The sequence below is a fragment of the Serratia sp. HNCC26DJ244 genome (genome assembly GCF_057180565.1).
This window is the reverse complement of the sequence record NZ_JBXUGO010000007.1, coordinates 149509-164382: the sequence shown is the minus strand read 5'-3', so window position 1 is coordinate 164382 and position 14874 is coordinate 149509. Positions and strand designations below refer to the sequence as shown.

Sequence of the window (14874 nt, the reverse complement as noted above, 5' to 3'; positions counted from 1 at the left end):
GCGAGATTAACGACCTGAAGCGTCGAGTCGATCAGTTTGATAATAAGCTTGGTGAGATCAGTGAGCTGAGACGTAAAGTCGACCAACCAAGCAACCAATCGGGTGAAATAAACGACCTGAAGCGTCAAATCGATCAGTTAGATAACAAGCTTGGTGAGATCAACGATCTGAAACGTCAAATCGATCAGTTGGACAATAAACTCGGTCAGATAGACGAACTGAGGCGTGAGGTGCAGGATCTAGGCAGCAAAATTAAGTAATAATCATTCAACTGGCTATTTTAGTCTATGGCCTATTGAATACCCTCTCTTCGATATTCCCGTTGCAGGCGAACAAACCGCCTGCAACATTTTTCACTTCTCAGCTATACAGAAAAAAGTTAGTGGACAATACTTATTTATAATAGGCCACAGCAATTCATATTCCACTTTGGGTAACTGTCTGGTGTAACCTATCAGGAGAAATATTATGGTGACGAATAAACGTTTAGCGACTGTCGCACTTAGCATCACGCTTGCCCTCTCCTTAAGCGCCTGTGCAGATATGTCAAAACAGCAACGTAATACTGCCATAGGGGCCGGTGCTGGCGCAGTTGGTGGTGCAGTGCTAACCAATGGTAGCACGTTAGGAACTCTTGGTGGTGCCGCTGTCGGCGGTATTATTGGTCATCAAGTGAGCAAATAAACCTGAATTTATTCACTGTTGAACTGAGGGTACTTTTTACGCTCTCTTGATCATGCCGCAGCAAACCACTGCGGCATGGCTGTTTTTCAACCACCCGCCAGTTTAACTTTCATTCCCTTGGCTTCAAGCAACTGTTTAAGTAGTTCACGTTTATCACCTTGAATCTCAATCACGCCCTCTTTTACCGCGCCGCCACAGCCGCATTTCTTCTTCAACTCAGCAGCCAGTTTATCCAATTCGGCATCATCAAGAGTGATTCCGATGATCAAACAAACCCCTTTGCCCTTACGCCCGCTGGTCTGGCGCTGAATACGAACAATGCCATCGCCAATCGCTCGCTGTGGTTTGATTTCTTCCTGCTTGATGCGCCCGGTGTCGGTGGAATAGACCAAGCGGCTATTACTCTCCTTCATGCTACCCTCCTATCTTCAGCGAAGCACGAATAGCACTCAGTGTGGCGGCAGGATCAGCTGATTGGGTAATCGGGCGGCCAATTACCAAGTAATCTACGCCAGCTGCAACCGCCTGTACCGGTGTCATTACACGGCGCTGATCACCTGTTGCACTGCCCTCAGGGCGGATACCCGGTGTGACCAATTGAAATTGATGGCCACAGGCGGCTTTCAAACGCGTCGCTTCTTGCGCAGAACACACGACCCCATCCAAGCCACAATCTCGCGTCAAACGCGCCAATCTTTCTGCCTGCTCTGCCGGGGTTAGATCAATACCAATAGCACGCAGATCATCTGCCTCCATGCTGGTCAGTACCGTCACCGCAATCAGTAAAGGCGCTTCGGCACCATAAGGTTGCAAGGCCTCTTTTGCTGCGGTCATCATACGAGCACCGCCACTGGCATGAACATTCACCATCCATACCCCCAGTTCTGCTGCTGCCGCTACCGCATGAGCCGTGGTATTAGGAATATCGTGAAATTTCAAATCGAGGAAAACATCAAACCCACGCTGATGAAGGTCGCGCACCATCTCTGGCCCGAACAAGGTAAACATCTCTTTACCCACTTTGAGTCGACAATCTTGTGGATCAATACGATCAACAAAAGCCAAGGCAGCATTTCTATCAGCGTAATCCAAGGCAACAATAATTGGAGAGGATTTTAATTTATTGTTATTCATATTATTTTTAGAGTGCATCGCTTCTGCCTTCTGTAATGTGGATAGACATAAATGCTCTGCCAGAAAAACTGACCGCCGCATTCTACCTGCCAACCCACACAAATCCCAGAGGCAGGAACAATAGCGGGTTAATCAATCTGCGCCCGACAAGCCAGCAACGATTCCAGCGCCAACTGGATGTCATGCTCTTGTGTCATCCAGTTCACTAATGCCGCACGAATGGCGGGCTGCCCATTATACTGAGTGGGTGTACAGCGGACTATGCCCTGTTGGTCCAAATATGAAAGAAAACGATCACGAGTCATCGCCGCATCACCCGAAATATTTTTAAGGGCAAAACAGACTACGTTCAGGTTCACCGGCGCTAATAGACAAAACCCTTCACTTGCCGCCAATTGATGACCTAACAGCCTCGCTAATGTCACGTTACGCTCGACGATCTCCTGCACACCATGACGACCATAGGCCTTCAGTGCCATCCATAGCGGCAAAGCGCGAAAGCGTCGTGAGTTTTCTGGCGTCAAATGCAAATAGTTATCAGGACGCAATGTCGGCGCTTCTAAATAAGCTGAATGATTTTGAAATACCTGCAGTTGTAATGCCAGGTGACGCGTAAATTGAATGGCGCAATCATAAGGCACATTCAGCCATTTATGAGCATCAACGGTAATTGAATCAGCTTGTTCCCACCCTGCTAATAGATGAGCATGAAGAGGGGAACAGGCAGCAACCCCGCCGAAAGCGCCATCGACATGCAACCAGAATGGATAGCGCTCACGTAGCGCCAATAAACGGGGTAAATCATCGAAAACCGCAGTATTGACTGTTCCAGCGCTTGCCAGCACGATTGTCGGTATGCCTTGCGTCGCCGCAAGGTGCTGTTCCAACGCGACGGTGTCAATGACCTCTGAATCTTTTTGTCTGGCGATGATTTTTAATGAATCGCGTCCTAGCCCCAACATGCTGAGCGCTTTTACACTACTGGAATGAGCATTAGCAGACAGCACCTGAATAGGCCCTAAAGCAGTCACCCCCTGCTGCGCGATATCAACCCCTTGTTGTTGCCCTAACCACTGGCGGCCAATCGCAATACCCACAAAATTGGCCATTGTTGCGCCGCTAACAAAACTGCCGCTGAACTGCGCGGGTAAACCCAACAATATTTTTAGTTGTTCAATAGTCGCCAATTCAATAGCTGCCGCGACTGTGTCATGGCTCAATTGGCTATTTTGGTCAACCGTGCTAACCAACCAGTCAGCCGCCAAGGCTGCTGGTGTGACGCCTCCGGTGACAAAGCCAAAATAGCGTGGTCCGGCACTGGCGGATAATCCAGCGGCATAATGGTGCCAAAAGTACTCTAATGCAGCCACAGCCCCCTTTCCTTCTGGTGACAATTGTTGATCATCTGGTTTGATCTGTTGTTCCGTCAATGGCGGACAGACCGAACGTCGGTCCAATCCGGAAAGAAAATTTTGAGCTAACTGAGTTGCACAATTGAGTATTTCGGGATAATTATCAAGATCCTGTTGTAGGCGCCAATGCATAGGTTATTTCCTTTCTATCCGTTAAATGTTACATGGCACTATAATTTATTGATTTCAGTGATACTATCGATAAAAAGTAACCTTATTGGATAGATATTTTAACCAATGATAAATAATCGTATCCCTCTCCATCTTTTACCCACCTTTGTCATTGCTGCTCGGCTAGAGAATCTACGTGCAACCGCTAAACAGGTTAATCTGACTCATGGTGCTATCAGTCAACAAATTAAGCAGCTTGAACAGGCCATCGGTTATCCGCTGTTCGAACGTAATGGCCGCGGAATACAACTCAACGCTGCAGGTCGTGAATTATTTGCCATCACTGAGCCCGCTTTAGTCAGTTTACAACAAGCAATTAGTCAAAGTAGACGTATCGCCACATGTAGAACCCTGCGTATTAGCGTGGTCCCCTCATTTGCCCACTACTGGCTCTTACCCAGATTGGCAGAGTTTCAGCGAACTTATCCAGAAATAGTGTTAGATATTGAGGCTTCGCTGGTGGTGCGTGATTTAGAGCGCGAAGGACTCGATGCGGCTATCCGTATTGGCAATGGGCAATGGCCGGGGGTACAAAAGCAGCTTATTGCCTCTGGAGAGGTCATGCCTGTCGCCTCACCAGAAATAAGCAAGAAATGGCAACTCGCCTTTGCGGCTGGAAACGATGAGACGCCACTACTAGAGCACGAGGCCACACCTTGGTCGCAATGGTTTCAAGCCCATCACCAAACACGCTACGGTCGTCAATTGGCATTATTTAATGATGCCGGATTGCTAGTGCGAGCTGCAGAACAAGGATTTGGCATTGCGTTAGTTAAATCTGTACTCGCTAGAGATGCTATTTCTGAGGGACGACTGGTCTCTTTAGCGGCAGCAACAAAACTTGATGATAATGATATTTACCTGATATGGCGGAAAATAACAGGATTAACGCCATCGGTTGAAACACTATTGGGCTGGCTTCAACAACAACTGGCTTATTCTGATTAAACCGTGGTTATTGTTTTGATTATTAACCTGATGATATATCCGTCGTCATGCAAGTAGCAGCAATGTTGACTACCACGATCTCTAACTAGCAAGGAATTTACAGCGGATTTCACGCCTATTTGTCATGCAATGTCAGATTATTTTCGTTCTCTTAGTCCATAATAAGTCAGCTGTAGTAAAGATAGGTAAATTGTTAATCAAATATTTTGACTATCTAGGTCAGGGTTGTCCGGTTTCTAAATAGCCAGAACACGCTATTATTAAATCAATCGAAAGAAACACGCTTTCGAATCTAAAATGAAATTGGAGAACCACATGAATAACATCAAATATCTTGCTTTATCCGCTGTACTGTCTATGGTCACATTCACCAGTTTTGCTGCTGAATCAGTCAACCAACAACAATCAATGAACCTCACCAAAGCCGGCGTGGTTTCTGCTGGTCAGGCTAGCACCCTGGACACTCTAGAACAGCAACTGGCAGCAAAAGCCGCAGCACAAGGCGCCACTAGCTACCGTATTATCGCCGCAGGTGGCAACGATTTATTATACGGCAGTGCCGAGATCTATAAATAAGCATGACGCCAAGAGCCCGTAATTTCGGGCTCTTTCTCCTTCTCTCTCATTATTATTTCGGACAACACCACACTTTTTATAAATTTTTTATGACACACTGGACACTGTTGCCTGACTGCCTTAATTTAAAAGAAACACTGGCGAAAAAGGCAATGACATGAACGAAATATCAACACTGACAATCAAGATCCCTCTCGACCTGAAAGATAAAATTAAAGCCATCGCTCTGGAGAACCAACTTTCCCTCAGTGCAGAGGTTTGTCAACGATTGGAAGATAGCCTTACTGTGTCAGTAAAATCACTGCCACAGCATGAGGATATTGATAATCAGGACACAGTAGAAAAAATTGAGCAACCACTCAGTCAAAAAGAACTAAAAAAGTTACGCCAATTACTGAAAATGGGCATCAAAAGCAATAAAAAGAAGTAGAACGGTCCAGATAGAACGGGATAATTAGCTATCCCGTTTTTTATTGTCCATCAAGCCCACGTATCGGTTTAACAGAAGCCCAAGCTCGACATGAAGGGCAATGCCAATACAGTGAGTGCGCAGTAAAGCCGCATTTATGGCAACGGTAACGTGGCTTGGTGCTGATCTGCTCCCCTACCATGTCACGCAACAACAGCAGACTTTCCTTGGCACGGCCATCTTCTGCATCCGCCAGGTGATAATCCATCAAGCGATAGAACAGCCGCATTGTCGGGTGGCGCTGTAATTGGCGATTGATATAGGCCTGCACCACATCACGCCCATCACGTTGTTCGATCACCTCAGCCAGCATCAATTCTGCTGTGGCACCGCTATTTTCCTCAACACAACGTTTAAGATAATCCACCCACTCTTGCTGCTGCTGAGGTAAATGCGAGTAGCACTCATGCAGCATAGGCAATGCCTCACTGACCAACTCTTTATCTTGAACCAGAACAGGCGTCAAAGCATCTAGCGCTTGGGAATACTCCTCTTGCGCCATATAGATGCGGCCAAACATGATCGACACACGAGCACATTGTTTATCGGCCGCAGCAGCACGCTTTAACAGAGTCATCGCCTTGTCTAAATCGTCTCCGCCTAACGCTTGCAGTGCCAATTCACAATAAAAGTGAGCAATTTCTATACGCTGCTTATCATTACCAAGTTTTGCCAGTTTTTCCGCCATCTCGATGGCTTTCTGCCACTCACTGGTCGCCTGATAGATCACCAACAATTGTTGCAAAGCTGAAACACGGAAGTCTTCCTCATCAATTAACTGACTGAACATATCTTCGGCGCGGTCATACAACCCGGCGACCATATAGTCACGGCCTAGTTGCTGAACAGCCAAAAGACGTTGTTCAAAGGAGAGTGAAGCACTTTCCATCAGTGCCTGATGAATACGGATGGCACGGTCAACTTCACCACGCGAGCGGAACAGATTACCCAGTGTCAGATGGGCTTCAACGGTATTACTATCCTCTTTCAACATATCTAGGAAGAGATCGACCGCTTTATCCTGCTGGTTGGAAAGCAGAAAGTTAACACCCGCCACATATTCTCGTGACAAACGATTAGCTTCCTGCTCTTTATCCTGCTGAGCACTTCTGCGCCCCATGTACCAACCGTAAGCGGCAGCTACAGGTAGCAACAGAAACAGCAGTTCTAACATAAAAGATTATTCCTTGCTGGTAGCAGGTAAAGACACTGGCTCGGCAGGTGTCTCAAGTTGTAATTCCAACCTCTTAATTTTCCTTTCAGCCCGCCCCAGTGCAATACGTATCCGCAGGTAAAATAACCCGCAAATAAGCCATCCCAGCATAAAACCACTGGCAAACAGGATAGCTAACAACGTGGAGAGGCGATATTCGCCTTGTGCCACTAAATAGTTGAAGTTCACGATTTGATCATTATGCGCCCCCAATGTAATTGAGATTACAAAGATCACCAGAACCAATATAAAAATCAGTAAATATTTCACACTATTCCCCGCTGTGCCGAGTCAATCGGATGAACTTTAACCTCAATATTTGCTGACTATCCCGTTGGCAGTCAGCAATATCAGGCATTTCCCTTTATAAGCTTTAAGGTAGCATTTCCCATCATGGCAAGGAAAGCCTGCTACACCATAATACCCGATATCTGTATACGATCTGGCAGAAAAATCACCCTTGATTATCAACTACTGCCATCATCAAGCATGGTTGCACACATAGATACCGTTACTTCTCATGTTCGCTGAATGGACCAAACCAACGTAAGGCCAAAAAGCCGACGATTGCCACAAGTAGCCCGCTGATAACGACCGACATCATCAAATCTTTTGGCCAGTGCATGCCCAGTAACAAACGACTGGCCATCACACCACCTGCCCAAAGCATCAGTAGCACCACCGTTTTATAACGTCTACGTGGCCAAAGCATCACGACACCCAACAAAGCCCAAGTTGATGCAAATAACGTATGCCCTGAGGGAAAAGCAAAGCCAGTTTCAGATTGCCAATGGTTCATTAGCCATACGGGCACATCCTGTTGATCCTGCAACTGCTCTTTTACCAACATACTGCGCGCTTTTCTTGGTAGTGAATAAAAGCTTTTTTCATCAATGTGGTAGTTAGCCTCTAACCACACCACAAATGGCCTGGGCTCCTGTTTCCACTCTTTCATCACTGACTTAATGCCCTGCCCACTGAGCATCGCCATCATCAGCAGCATAAAAATGCCGATTGACGCTTTGGGGGGAAAACGCAAACACCAAATAAACCAACCGCCAAGAAGCAGGCTGGTCAATATTCCCCAAGGTATCGAGACCGTTTCTGTCACCCAGTACAGCACTTTCAGAACTTTTTCATTACCGCCAGGTTGCCACTGCCAGCTTGAAAACCAAACTGCCAGTGGCAACAACAGCAGTAAAACACCGCCGCCAAGAGTACGTTTAATAATCGCTAACATTTAATTATCCTTCCACTCGCTTTATCCGGCAGTGTAACAATCTTATGAACGCAACAACACTCATTAAATTAAGTAGATAGCACAAGCAATTATCCGCCCATCTTGTTACGCCGTCACTTATTATCATCCTGCATCACGATACTCTCAAGAAATCTAAAGCAAAAATAGCGAGATAAATGGCTAGGTGCTGCTTTGCTGAGCATCCCTTGGCTGAAAGTTGTGGCAAAATACTCAACATGAATGAACCACATCTACTCATTGCCATTTTGTATCCAGGTCCATTCAAGTTGCCGATCAATATTGAAAGTAAACATATGCGGCCAACGACACGGCAGTTTCCAGTAATATGAGGATAGTTCTGGTCAGTTTCCTGTTCCAGACGTAGGATGCTCGTAGTGATTTTACCGAATAGGTTTGTGGAGAGTAATATGCAGCTAAAACGTGTAGCCGAGGCCAAACTGCCAACACCATGGGGAGAGTTTCTGATGGTGGGATTCGAAGAACTGGCAACCGGACACGATCATTTGGCACTCGTATTCGGTGATATTTCCGATGAAACGCCGGTCCTGTCACGAGTCCATTCTGAATGTTTAACCGGTGATGCCCTTTTCAGCCTACGTTGTGACTGTGGTTTCCAATTGAAAGCAGCAATGGCACAAATTGCTGAGGAAGGTCGAGGTATTTTGCTTTATCACCGACAAGAAGGCCGTAATATCGGTCTACTCAACAAAATCCGCGCTTATGCTTTACAAGATAAAGGGGCGGATACCGTGGAAGCCAATCATCAACTCGGTTTTGCCGCAGATGAACGCGACTTCACCCTGTGTGCGGATATGTTCAAACTATTAGGTGTGAGTGCAGTTCGTTTGCTGACTAATAATCCGGAAAAGGTCAAAATCCTCAGCGAAGCAGGGATTAATATCACTGAGCGTGTCCCGTTGATTGTTGGCCGTAACCCGAAAAACGAACACTATCTCCAAACCAAGGCCAGTAAGATGGGGCACTTGCTTAACCGCCAATAACATCGCCGGTATGACTTGAGACCAAACAGGAGGGAACACCTCCTGTTGAAATTAACGGGCTGTAATAAGTAAAACTACCTGACCAACAGTTTGATATCTTTAAACATCGCCTCTATCTCATCGTTAGTCCGCAATGCCACCGCACTATCAACCACATCTCGTGTCAGATGGGGTGCAAACCGTTGAATAAAATCGTACATATAACTACGTAGGAAGGTACTGCGACGAAAACCGATCTTGGTTGTACTGTAGGTGAAAATATCCCGCGCATCCACGGTAACCAAGTCAGGGTCCAGCACCGGGTCCACGGCCATGCTGGCGATAACCCCCACGCCAAGCCCCAAACGCACATAGGTTTTGATCACATCCGCATCGGTGGCAGTAAATACGATACGCGGCGTCAACCCCGCATGGTTAAAGGCCACATCCAACTCTGAACGGCCGGTAAAACCGAAGGTATAAGTGACGATGGGGTAAGCAGCCAACTCTTCAATGGTGATATGGTTCTTGCCCGCTAATGGATGATCGGGTTTCACAACCACCGCCCGATTCCAATGGTAACAGGGTAACATCACTAAATCGCTGTACAGATGCAGAGCCTCTGTCGCTATGGCAAAATCAGCGCCCCCTTTGGCAACCGCTTCTGCTATTTGCGTAGGTGAGCCTTGATGCATATGCAGAGATACACGCGGGTAACGCTCAATAAAACCTTTAATCACATTGGGTAACGCATAGCGAGCCTGTGTATGGGTAGTAGCAACATACAATGACCCTTTATCTGGGTAAGTGTGTTCACCAGCCACAGCTTTAATGGCATCAATTTTGGACAAAACTTCGCGGGCAATGCGGATAACTTCCTGGCCTGCAGGTGTTACCTGAGTAAGATGCTTACCACTGCGGGCGAAAATCTGAATGCCCAACTCATCTTCCAGCATTCTGACTTGCTTACTGATACCCGGCTGCGAGGTATAGAGACCTTCTGCTGTAGAAGAGACATTGAGATTATGATTAACCACCTCGACAATGTAACGAAGTTGTTGCAATTTCATATCTTATACCATCCAAGGTTAAACCTGCGGTTTATCCGCAGCCAGGTATCTCTGCGTCCACCTGATATGCTATAGCCATCGTTATTCAAACTGCAGGGTAATACTGAGTTTGAATACCGCCAACCTTATCATGGAAAGCTGAAATAATCGCCATCACTAATGAATTTTTGAGATAAAAAAAAATTTTATATAACCATTCTATAATGAAGCAGCATTAACTAAAACGTTGCCTCACCGGACAGCCCTTTATTATCAACCACTGTGCTGCAAAACCGGACAACAGGGAAAATATCCTGTTTACACGCCATGGAACCGACAAAAAACCAGCCTGTTGGCTGGTTTTTAGGTATTGATTCAATACATCATGATGAAAAGATCGCCTACATAAGCACAATTTTACTTCTTACTTTCCACCCATTTGCCGTCAACGTAAAAAGCTGACCAACCGGTGGCCTTCCCCTCTTTTTCTGAAGAGATATATTGTTGCTTGGTTTTACGACTAAAGCGGACCAGTGTCTTGTTACCCTCAGGGTCAGCAACTGGTGCCTCAGCTAGATAGCACAGTTTTTCAGGCAAACGATCTTTAAAGCGCACCAATTCTTCCACTAATGGCGCACGAGTTTCACGTGAGCGCGGGAAAGTATTGGCCGCTAAAAATACCCCTGCGGCACCATCACGCAATACGAAGTAAGCATCTGATTTTTCGCATAGCAGTTCAGGTAATGGTACTGGATCCTCTTTAGGAGGAGCAACATCACCATTGCGTAGAATTTTGCGGGTATTTTTGCAATTTTCGTTGGTACAACCCATATATTTCCCGAAACGCCCCATCTTAAGATGCATTTCAGAGCCGCATTTTTCACACTCAACTATCGGTCCATCATAGCCTTTTATGCGGAACTCACCCTCTTCAATGGTGTAACCGTCACAGGCCGGATTGTTACCACAGACATGCAGTTTACGCTGGTTATCAATGAGATAACTATCCATCGCTGTGCCACATTTCTGGCAACGACAGCGAGCACGTAATGCATTTGCCTCCGCCTCATCACCTTCGAGGATATTGAGAATTTCGGCTTCTGGTACCAGGTTGATCGTCGTTTTACAGCGCTCTTTAGGCGGCAATGCATAACCCGAACAGCCCAGAAACACCCCGGTACTGGCGGTGCGAATGCCCATTTTTCGGGCGCAGGTCGGGCAATCGATACTGGTCATTACCATCTGGTTGGGGCGCATACCGCCCTCTTGCGGATCTTTTTCCGCAGTTTCCAGCTGTGCACTAAAATCTACAAAGAATTCGTCCAGCACCGCCTTCCATTCCGCATGGTTATTGGCAACCTGATCCAATTCATCTTCCATGCGCGCAGTAAAGTCGTAATTCATCAGCTCACGGAAGTTTTCTTCCAGACGATCGGTAACAATTTCCCCCATCTTTTCCGCATAGAAACGGCGGTTCTCAACCCGGACATAACCACGGTCCTGAATCGTTGAGATGATCGAGGCATAGGTTGATGGACGCCCAATACCACGTTTTTCCAGCTCTTTAACCAGCGATGCTTCACTGTAACGTGCTGCTGGCTTGGTAAAATGCTGACTTGGTAGCAACTTCTGCAACGCTAAATCAGAACCCACTTCGACAAACGGTAATGTGCGGTCCTCATCACCTTTGCGCAATGCAGGCATCACTTTGGTCCAACCATCAAAACGCAATGTGCGCCCTTTGGCGCGTAATTGGAAATCACCCGCTTTTACCGTTAGCGTCGTCGAATCATACTGCGCAGGTGTCATCTGACAAGCAACGAACTGGCGCCAGATAAGTTGATACAGCTTTTGTGCATCCGCTTCCATGTCTTTCAACTGATCTGCCAATACATTGACATCAGAAGGACGAATGGCCTCGTGGGCTTCTTGAGAGTTCTCTTTGCTACTATACTGATTAGCTGCTTTCGGCAGATATTTATCGCCAAAATTATCGCCAATATAATCGCGCACCATATTGAGTGCATCTTGACTCAAATTGGTAGAGTCAGTACGCATATAGGTGATGTGACCCGCTTCATACAGACGTTGCGCCATCATCATGGTTTTCTTCACGCCAAAACTCAGGCGGGTACTGGCAGCCTGCTGGAGTGTGGATGTTATAAACGGAGCACCTGGCTTGCTGCTGGTGGGTTTGTCTTCCCGATCCTGCACCCGATAACGCGCGTTTTCCAACGCGGTAACCGCCGCGTAGGTCTGCTCACGATTAACCGGTTTGAATGGTTTATCGTGAGCATGGGTGACTTCCATCTGCAGCATCGTATCGTCAGTTGCCTGTAAGTCAGCATGCAATTGCCAATACTCTTCTGGCACAAAAGCCTTGATATCACGCTCACGTTCTACCACCAGCCGCACGGCAACGGACTGCACTCTACCGGCAGATAAGCCGCGAGCGATCTTTTTCCACAGCAGCGGTGATACCATGTAACCCACAACGCGGTCCATAAAGCGACGTGCCTGTTGTGCATTGACCCGAGCGATATTCAGTTCACCCGGTGCTTGAAACGCCTGTTGAATGGCGTTTTGGGTGATTTCGTTAAACACCACACGACTAAAGCGCTTCTCATCCCCACCAATCACTTCCCGCAGGTGCCAGGCAATGGCTTCCCCTTCGCGGTCAAGGTCCGTTGCAAGGTAAATGTGGTCCGCGTTTTGAGCTAAGGATTTTAACTCTGCGACAACTTTTTCTTTACCCGGCAGAATTTCATAATTCGCCTGCCAGCCGTGGTAAGGATCGACCCCCATCCTGTTGACCAAGGCCACTTTTTCATCTTTCTTGACTTTCTTTTTAGCTTTGTCTTCGGCTGCGTCAGCACTTTTCTTGTTGGCTGAACCACTGGTCGGCAAATCACGTATATGGCCGACGCTGGACTTCACCACGTAGCTGCTACCTAAATATTTATTAATCGTTTTGGCTTTTGCCGGGGACTCAACTATTACGAGAGCTTTGCCCATATTTACCTTTACCTAATCTATTTCTTTAAAAAGAAGCCATTCGTCTTGCCGTACCGCAGCAATTCGTCTCTCTTTTTTATATTGCGACACTTTGGCAGGAGATCAACCCGTTTTTTCCCATGACCGACCTGACAGGCCAACCCATACTCTCAATGATGAGAGCCATATCACTCCAAAATACTTGAGGTTAGCGCTCTGACAACCAATACATATCTCTACTTACTGGCTTTAAAAAATTTTCAGATCCGTCAAACCAGGCCCCTTTCGCCCCGGTATGATATAAAAATCCCTTTTACTCAGGACCACAAAACGCCACACTCTACCTGATAAAAAACCAATTAGCACGGAAAACACTATGACAACCCCCTGACCAATACCGTTATCACAGCAGGAACAGACGGATTGATAAGCTCGGTACCCCACCCCTGTTACAGTCTAAAAAACGTCAATCATCCGTTAAAGTGCGATCTAAGTTTTGGCTGGTTTGCAGATAAAAGCGAACCCGCGATAGAATATTGTTAATATTTTTTGTCAGGAGAGGACAGATGCAAACAAATACCCAACCCATCGAACGCCAAACGCTACTTGTTGAAGCCAATAACGTCATCCGCCAACATGAAGACTATTTGCAGGGAATGGTAGCAACCGATGTAGCACAAAAAGGTAATGTGCTGGTTTTCCGCGGTGAGTTTTTTTTAGATCCGGATGGATTACCGACCGCAAAGACCACAGCAGTGTTTAATATGTTTAAGCATTTGGCGCATCTGTTTTCTGAAAAATACCACCTGGCGGATTAAATACTGTACTTAGTCTCATTTGGATTGTCACTGACCAATACATGCTCAATGACACGGGGCCAGTGCCCCGTGTCATGATTGATATGATGATTAGAGCAACGGTTTCTCACCGCGCTGCCACCAACGTAACAACAGGCGATCAAGACTCTCTGCCGCACTACCGGTGATACGATCGATAAGACGCTTACGACGGGTATAGCACACCCCGACGACTTCATGATTTTCCATCTCGGCAATCAACAGGTCATCACTGGTACCCACGGCATCAATCAAGCCCTTATCCTTTGCCTGAATGCCAAACCAGTGTTCGCCAGTTGCCACACTATCAATATCCAGAGAAGGCCGTTGCTGGTGCACAAATTGTTTGAATAGCTCATGAGTTTCATTCAAATCTTCGCAGAATTTCTCACGGCCCTGCGGCGTATTTTCGCCAAACAGTGTTAATGTGCGCTTGAACTGCCCTGCTGTGTGTAGTTCAACATCAATGTCATTCTTTTTCAATAAACGATGAAAGTTAGGGATCTGCGCAACCACACCGATCGAACCAATAATGGCGAAGGGAGCCGCCACAATGCGATCCGCGACACAAGCCATCATGTAACCCCCACTGGCTGCCACTTTATCCACCGCCACCGTCAGGCGGATGCCCCCCTTACGCAGCCGTTCCAGTTGTGAAGCCGCCAGACCATAACCATGTACCATCCCACCGGGACTTTCCAGGCGTAACAAGACTTCATCCTTGGACGTGGCCACCGCAAGAACAGCGGATATCTCTTCACGTAATGAGGCAACTTCATGTGCATCTATACTGCCCTTGAAATCAAGCACATACAGATAAGACTTACTGGCTTCTACCGCCCCCGACTTAGCCCGCTGCTTTTTGAGCTTTTCGTCACTCTTGTTCTGTTTTTTAAACTGTTTACTCCATACTTTTTGCTCCGCAGTTCCCATTCGTGCCAGGCGCATTTCACGCTGTACTTCACGATATTGCTCACCCAGATCGGTAAGCTGTAATTCCCCTTTTTGCTGGCCTTTGCTCTGCCTTAGGGTCACTGCGAGCAGCGCCAGCGCAACAATCGCTATCACTACCGTGGCAACTTTGGCCAGAAACAGGCCATAAACAGATATAAACTCCACAGATCCCGCCTATATTTACAGTTTGTTA

At 46.9% G+C, this 14874-nt stretch carries 16 protein-coding genes; 7 read left to right on the top strand and 9 right to left on the bottom strand.

Annotated elements, in window-relative coordinates; genetic code table 11:
- Positions 1 to 260: hypothetical protein (locus AC2A06_RS08480; protein ID WP_484379992.1), on the top strand; the 260-nt coding region annotated here is incomplete at its 5' end.
- 205 nt (positions 261 to 465) lie between these two features.
- Complete coding sequence (osmB, locus tag AC2A06_RS08475; protein ID WP_484380000.1) at positions 466 to 684, top strand: osmotically-inducible lipoprotein OsmB; 219 nt, start codon at positions 466 to 468, stop codon at positions 682 to 684.
- An 86-nt stretch (positions 685 to 770) separates the two neighbouring features.
- Here osmB and yciH read toward each other — a convergent pair whose 3' ends face one another.
- The 3 genes from yciH to AC2A06_RS08460 form a co-directional block, all read right to left on the bottom strand.
- Complete coding sequence (gene yciH, locus AC2A06_RS08470) at positions 771 to 1097, bottom strand: stress response translation initiation inhibitor YciH (RefSeq protein ID WP_484379991.1); 327 nt, start codon at positions 1095 to 1097, stop codon at positions 771 to 773.
- Between the two features lies 1 nt (position 1098).
- Positions 1099 to 1836, bottom strand: a complete 738-nt coding sequence (pyrF, locus tag AC2A06_RS08465; RefSeq protein ID WP_484379990.1) for an orotidine-5'-phosphate decarboxylase — start codon at positions 1834 to 1836, stop codon at positions 1099 to 1101.
- A 110-nt stretch (positions 1837 to 1946) separates the two neighbouring features.
- Positions 1947 to 3362, bottom strand: a complete 1416-nt coding sequence (locus tag AC2A06_RS08460; RefSeq protein ID WP_484379989.1) for a pyridoxal phosphate-dependent decarboxylase family protein — start codon at positions 3360 to 3362, stop codon at positions 1947 to 1949.
- 105 nt (positions 3363 to 3467) lie between these two features.
- Between AC2A06_RS08460 and AC2A06_RS08455 the strand changes: the two genes are divergently transcribed.
- The 3 genes from AC2A06_RS08455 to AC2A06_RS08445 all read left to right on the top strand — a co-directional run bounded on the left by AC2A06_RS08455 (position 3468) and on the right by AC2A06_RS08445 (position 5355).
- Complete coding sequence (locus tag AC2A06_RS08455; RefSeq protein WP_484379988.1) at positions 3468 to 4349, top strand: LysR substrate-binding domain-containing protein; 882 nt, start codon at positions 3468 to 3470, stop codon at positions 4347 to 4349.
- Positions 4350 to 4664: 315 nt separating this feature from the next.
- The gene (bhsA, locus tag AC2A06_RS08450; RefSeq protein WP_484379987.1) at positions 4665 to 4925 is read left to right on the top strand and encodes a multiple stress resistance protein BhsA; all 261 of its coding nucleotides are present in this window, start codon (positions 4665 to 4667) and stop codon (positions 4923 to 4925) included.
- 157 nt (positions 4926 to 5082) lie between these two features.
- Complete coding sequence (locus tag AC2A06_RS08445; protein WP_484379986.1) at positions 5083 to 5355, top strand: Arc family DNA-binding protein; 273 nt, start codon at positions 5083 to 5085, stop codon at positions 5353 to 5355.
- Positions 5356 to 5395: 40 nt separating this feature from the next.
- Here AC2A06_RS08445 and lapB read toward each other — a convergent pair whose 3' ends face one another.
- The 3 genes from lapB to pgpB all read right to left on the bottom strand — a co-directional run bounded on the left by lapB (position 5396) and on the right by pgpB (position 7847).
- On the bottom strand, positions 5396 to 6568 hold the full coding sequence (gene lapB, locus AC2A06_RS08440) for a lipopolysaccharide assembly protein LapB (protein ID WP_484379985.1): 1173 nt from the start codon (positions 6566 to 6568) through the stop codon (positions 5396 to 5398).
- A gap of 6 nt (positions 6569 to 6574) precedes the next feature.
- A complete protein-coding gene (locus AC2A06_RS08435) occupies positions 6575 to 6877 on the bottom strand; it encodes a LapA family protein (RefSeq protein WP_484379984.1) in 303 nt (100 codons plus the stop codon).
- A gap of 241 nt (positions 6878 to 7118) precedes the next feature.
- Positions 7119 to 7847, bottom strand: a complete 729-nt coding sequence (gene pgpB, locus AC2A06_RS08430; RefSeq protein WP_484379983.1) for a phosphatidylglycerophosphatase B — start codon at positions 7845 to 7847, stop codon at positions 7119 to 7121.
- Positions 7848 to 8275: 428 nt separating this feature from the next.
- Between pgpB and ribA the strand changes: the two genes are divergently transcribed.
- The gene (ribA, locus tag AC2A06_RS08425) at positions 8276 to 8869 is read left to right on the top strand and encodes a GTP cyclohydrolase II (protein WP_484379982.1); all 594 of its coding nucleotides are present in this window, start codon (positions 8276 to 8278) and stop codon (positions 8867 to 8869) included.
- 74 nt (positions 8870 to 8943) lie between these two features.
- On the opposite strand, the gene cysB is transcribed toward ribA, so the two are convergent.
- Both cysB and topA read right to left on the bottom strand, forming a co-directional pair.
- Positions 8944 to 9918, bottom strand: coding sequence for an HTH-type transcriptional regulator CysB (gene cysB, locus AC2A06_RS08420; protein ID WP_484379981.1), 975 nt, complete (start codon positions 9916 to 9918; stop codon positions 8944 to 8946).
- A gap of 396 nt (positions 9919 to 10314) precedes the next feature.
- On the bottom strand, positions 10315 to 12912 hold the full coding sequence (gene topA / locus AC2A06_RS08415; protein ID WP_484379980.1) for a type I DNA topoisomerase: 2598 nt from the start codon (positions 12910 to 12912) through the stop codon (positions 10315 to 10317).
- Positions 12913 to 13457: 545 nt separating this feature from the next.
- Between topA and AC2A06_RS08410 the strand changes: the two genes are divergently transcribed.
- Positions 13458 to 13709 (top strand): YciN family protein, encoded by a 252-nt coding sequence (locus AC2A06_RS08410; protein ID WP_484379979.1) that lies wholly within the window; start codon positions 13458 to 13460, stop codon positions 13707 to 13709.
- A 90-nt stretch (positions 13710 to 13799) separates the two neighbouring features.
- Here AC2A06_RS08410 and sohB read toward each other — a convergent pair whose 3' ends face one another.
- Positions 13800 to 14846: a protease SohB gene (gene sohB / locus AC2A06_RS08405; RefSeq protein WP_484379978.1), complete on the bottom strand. Its 1047-nt coding sequence runs from the start codon at positions 14844 to 14846 to the stop codon at positions 13800 to 13802.
- Positions 14847 to 14874 lie beyond the last annotated feature (28 nt).

Bases quoted from the DNA above. Each gene is read 5' to 3' on its own strand.
- yciH (WP_484379991.1), bottom strand. From the start codon at position 1,097: ATGAAGGAGAGTAATAGCCGCTTGGTCTATTCCACCGACACCGGGCGC.
- pyrF (WP_484379990.1), bottom strand. From the start codon at position 1,836: ATGCACTCTAAAAATAATATGAATAACAATAAATTAAAATCCTCTCCA.
- AC2A06_RS08460 (WP_484379989.1), bottom strand. From the start codon at position 3,362: ATGCATTGGCGCCTACAACAGGATCTTGATAATTATCCCGAAATACTC.
- AC2A06_RS08455 (WP_484379988.1), top strand. From the start codon at position 3,468: ATGATAAATAATCGTATCCCTCTCCATCTTTTACCCACCTTTGTCATT.
- bhsA (WP_484379987.1), top strand. From the start codon at position 4,665: ATGAATAACATCAAATATCTTGCTTTATCCGCTGTACTGTCTATGGTC.
- AC2A06_RS08445 (WP_484379986.1), top strand. From the start codon at position 5,083: ATGAACGAAATATCAACACTGACAATCAAGATCCCTCTCGACCTGAAA.
- lapB (WP_484379985.1), bottom strand. From the start codon at position 6,568: ATGTTAGAACTGCTGTTTCTGTTGCTACCTGTAGCTGCCGCTTACGGT.
- pgpB (WP_484379983.1), bottom strand. From the start codon at position 7,847: ATGTTAGCGATTATTAAACGTACTCTTGGCGGCGGTGTTTTACTGCTG.
- ribA (WP_484379982.1), top strand. From the start codon at position 8,276: ATGCAGCTAAAACGTGTAGCCGAGGCCAAACTGCCAACACCATGGGGA.
- cysB (WP_484379981.1), bottom strand. From the start codon at position 9,918: ATGAAATTGCAACAACTTCGTTACATTGTCGAGGTGGTTAATCATAAT.
- topA (WP_484379980.1), bottom strand. From the start codon at position 12,912: ATGGGCAAAGCTCTCGTAATAGTTGAGTCCCCGGCAAAAGCCAAAACG.
- AC2A06_RS08410 (WP_484379979.1), top strand. From the start codon at position 13,458: ATGCAAACAAATACCCAACCCATCGAACGCCAAACGCTACTTGTTGAA.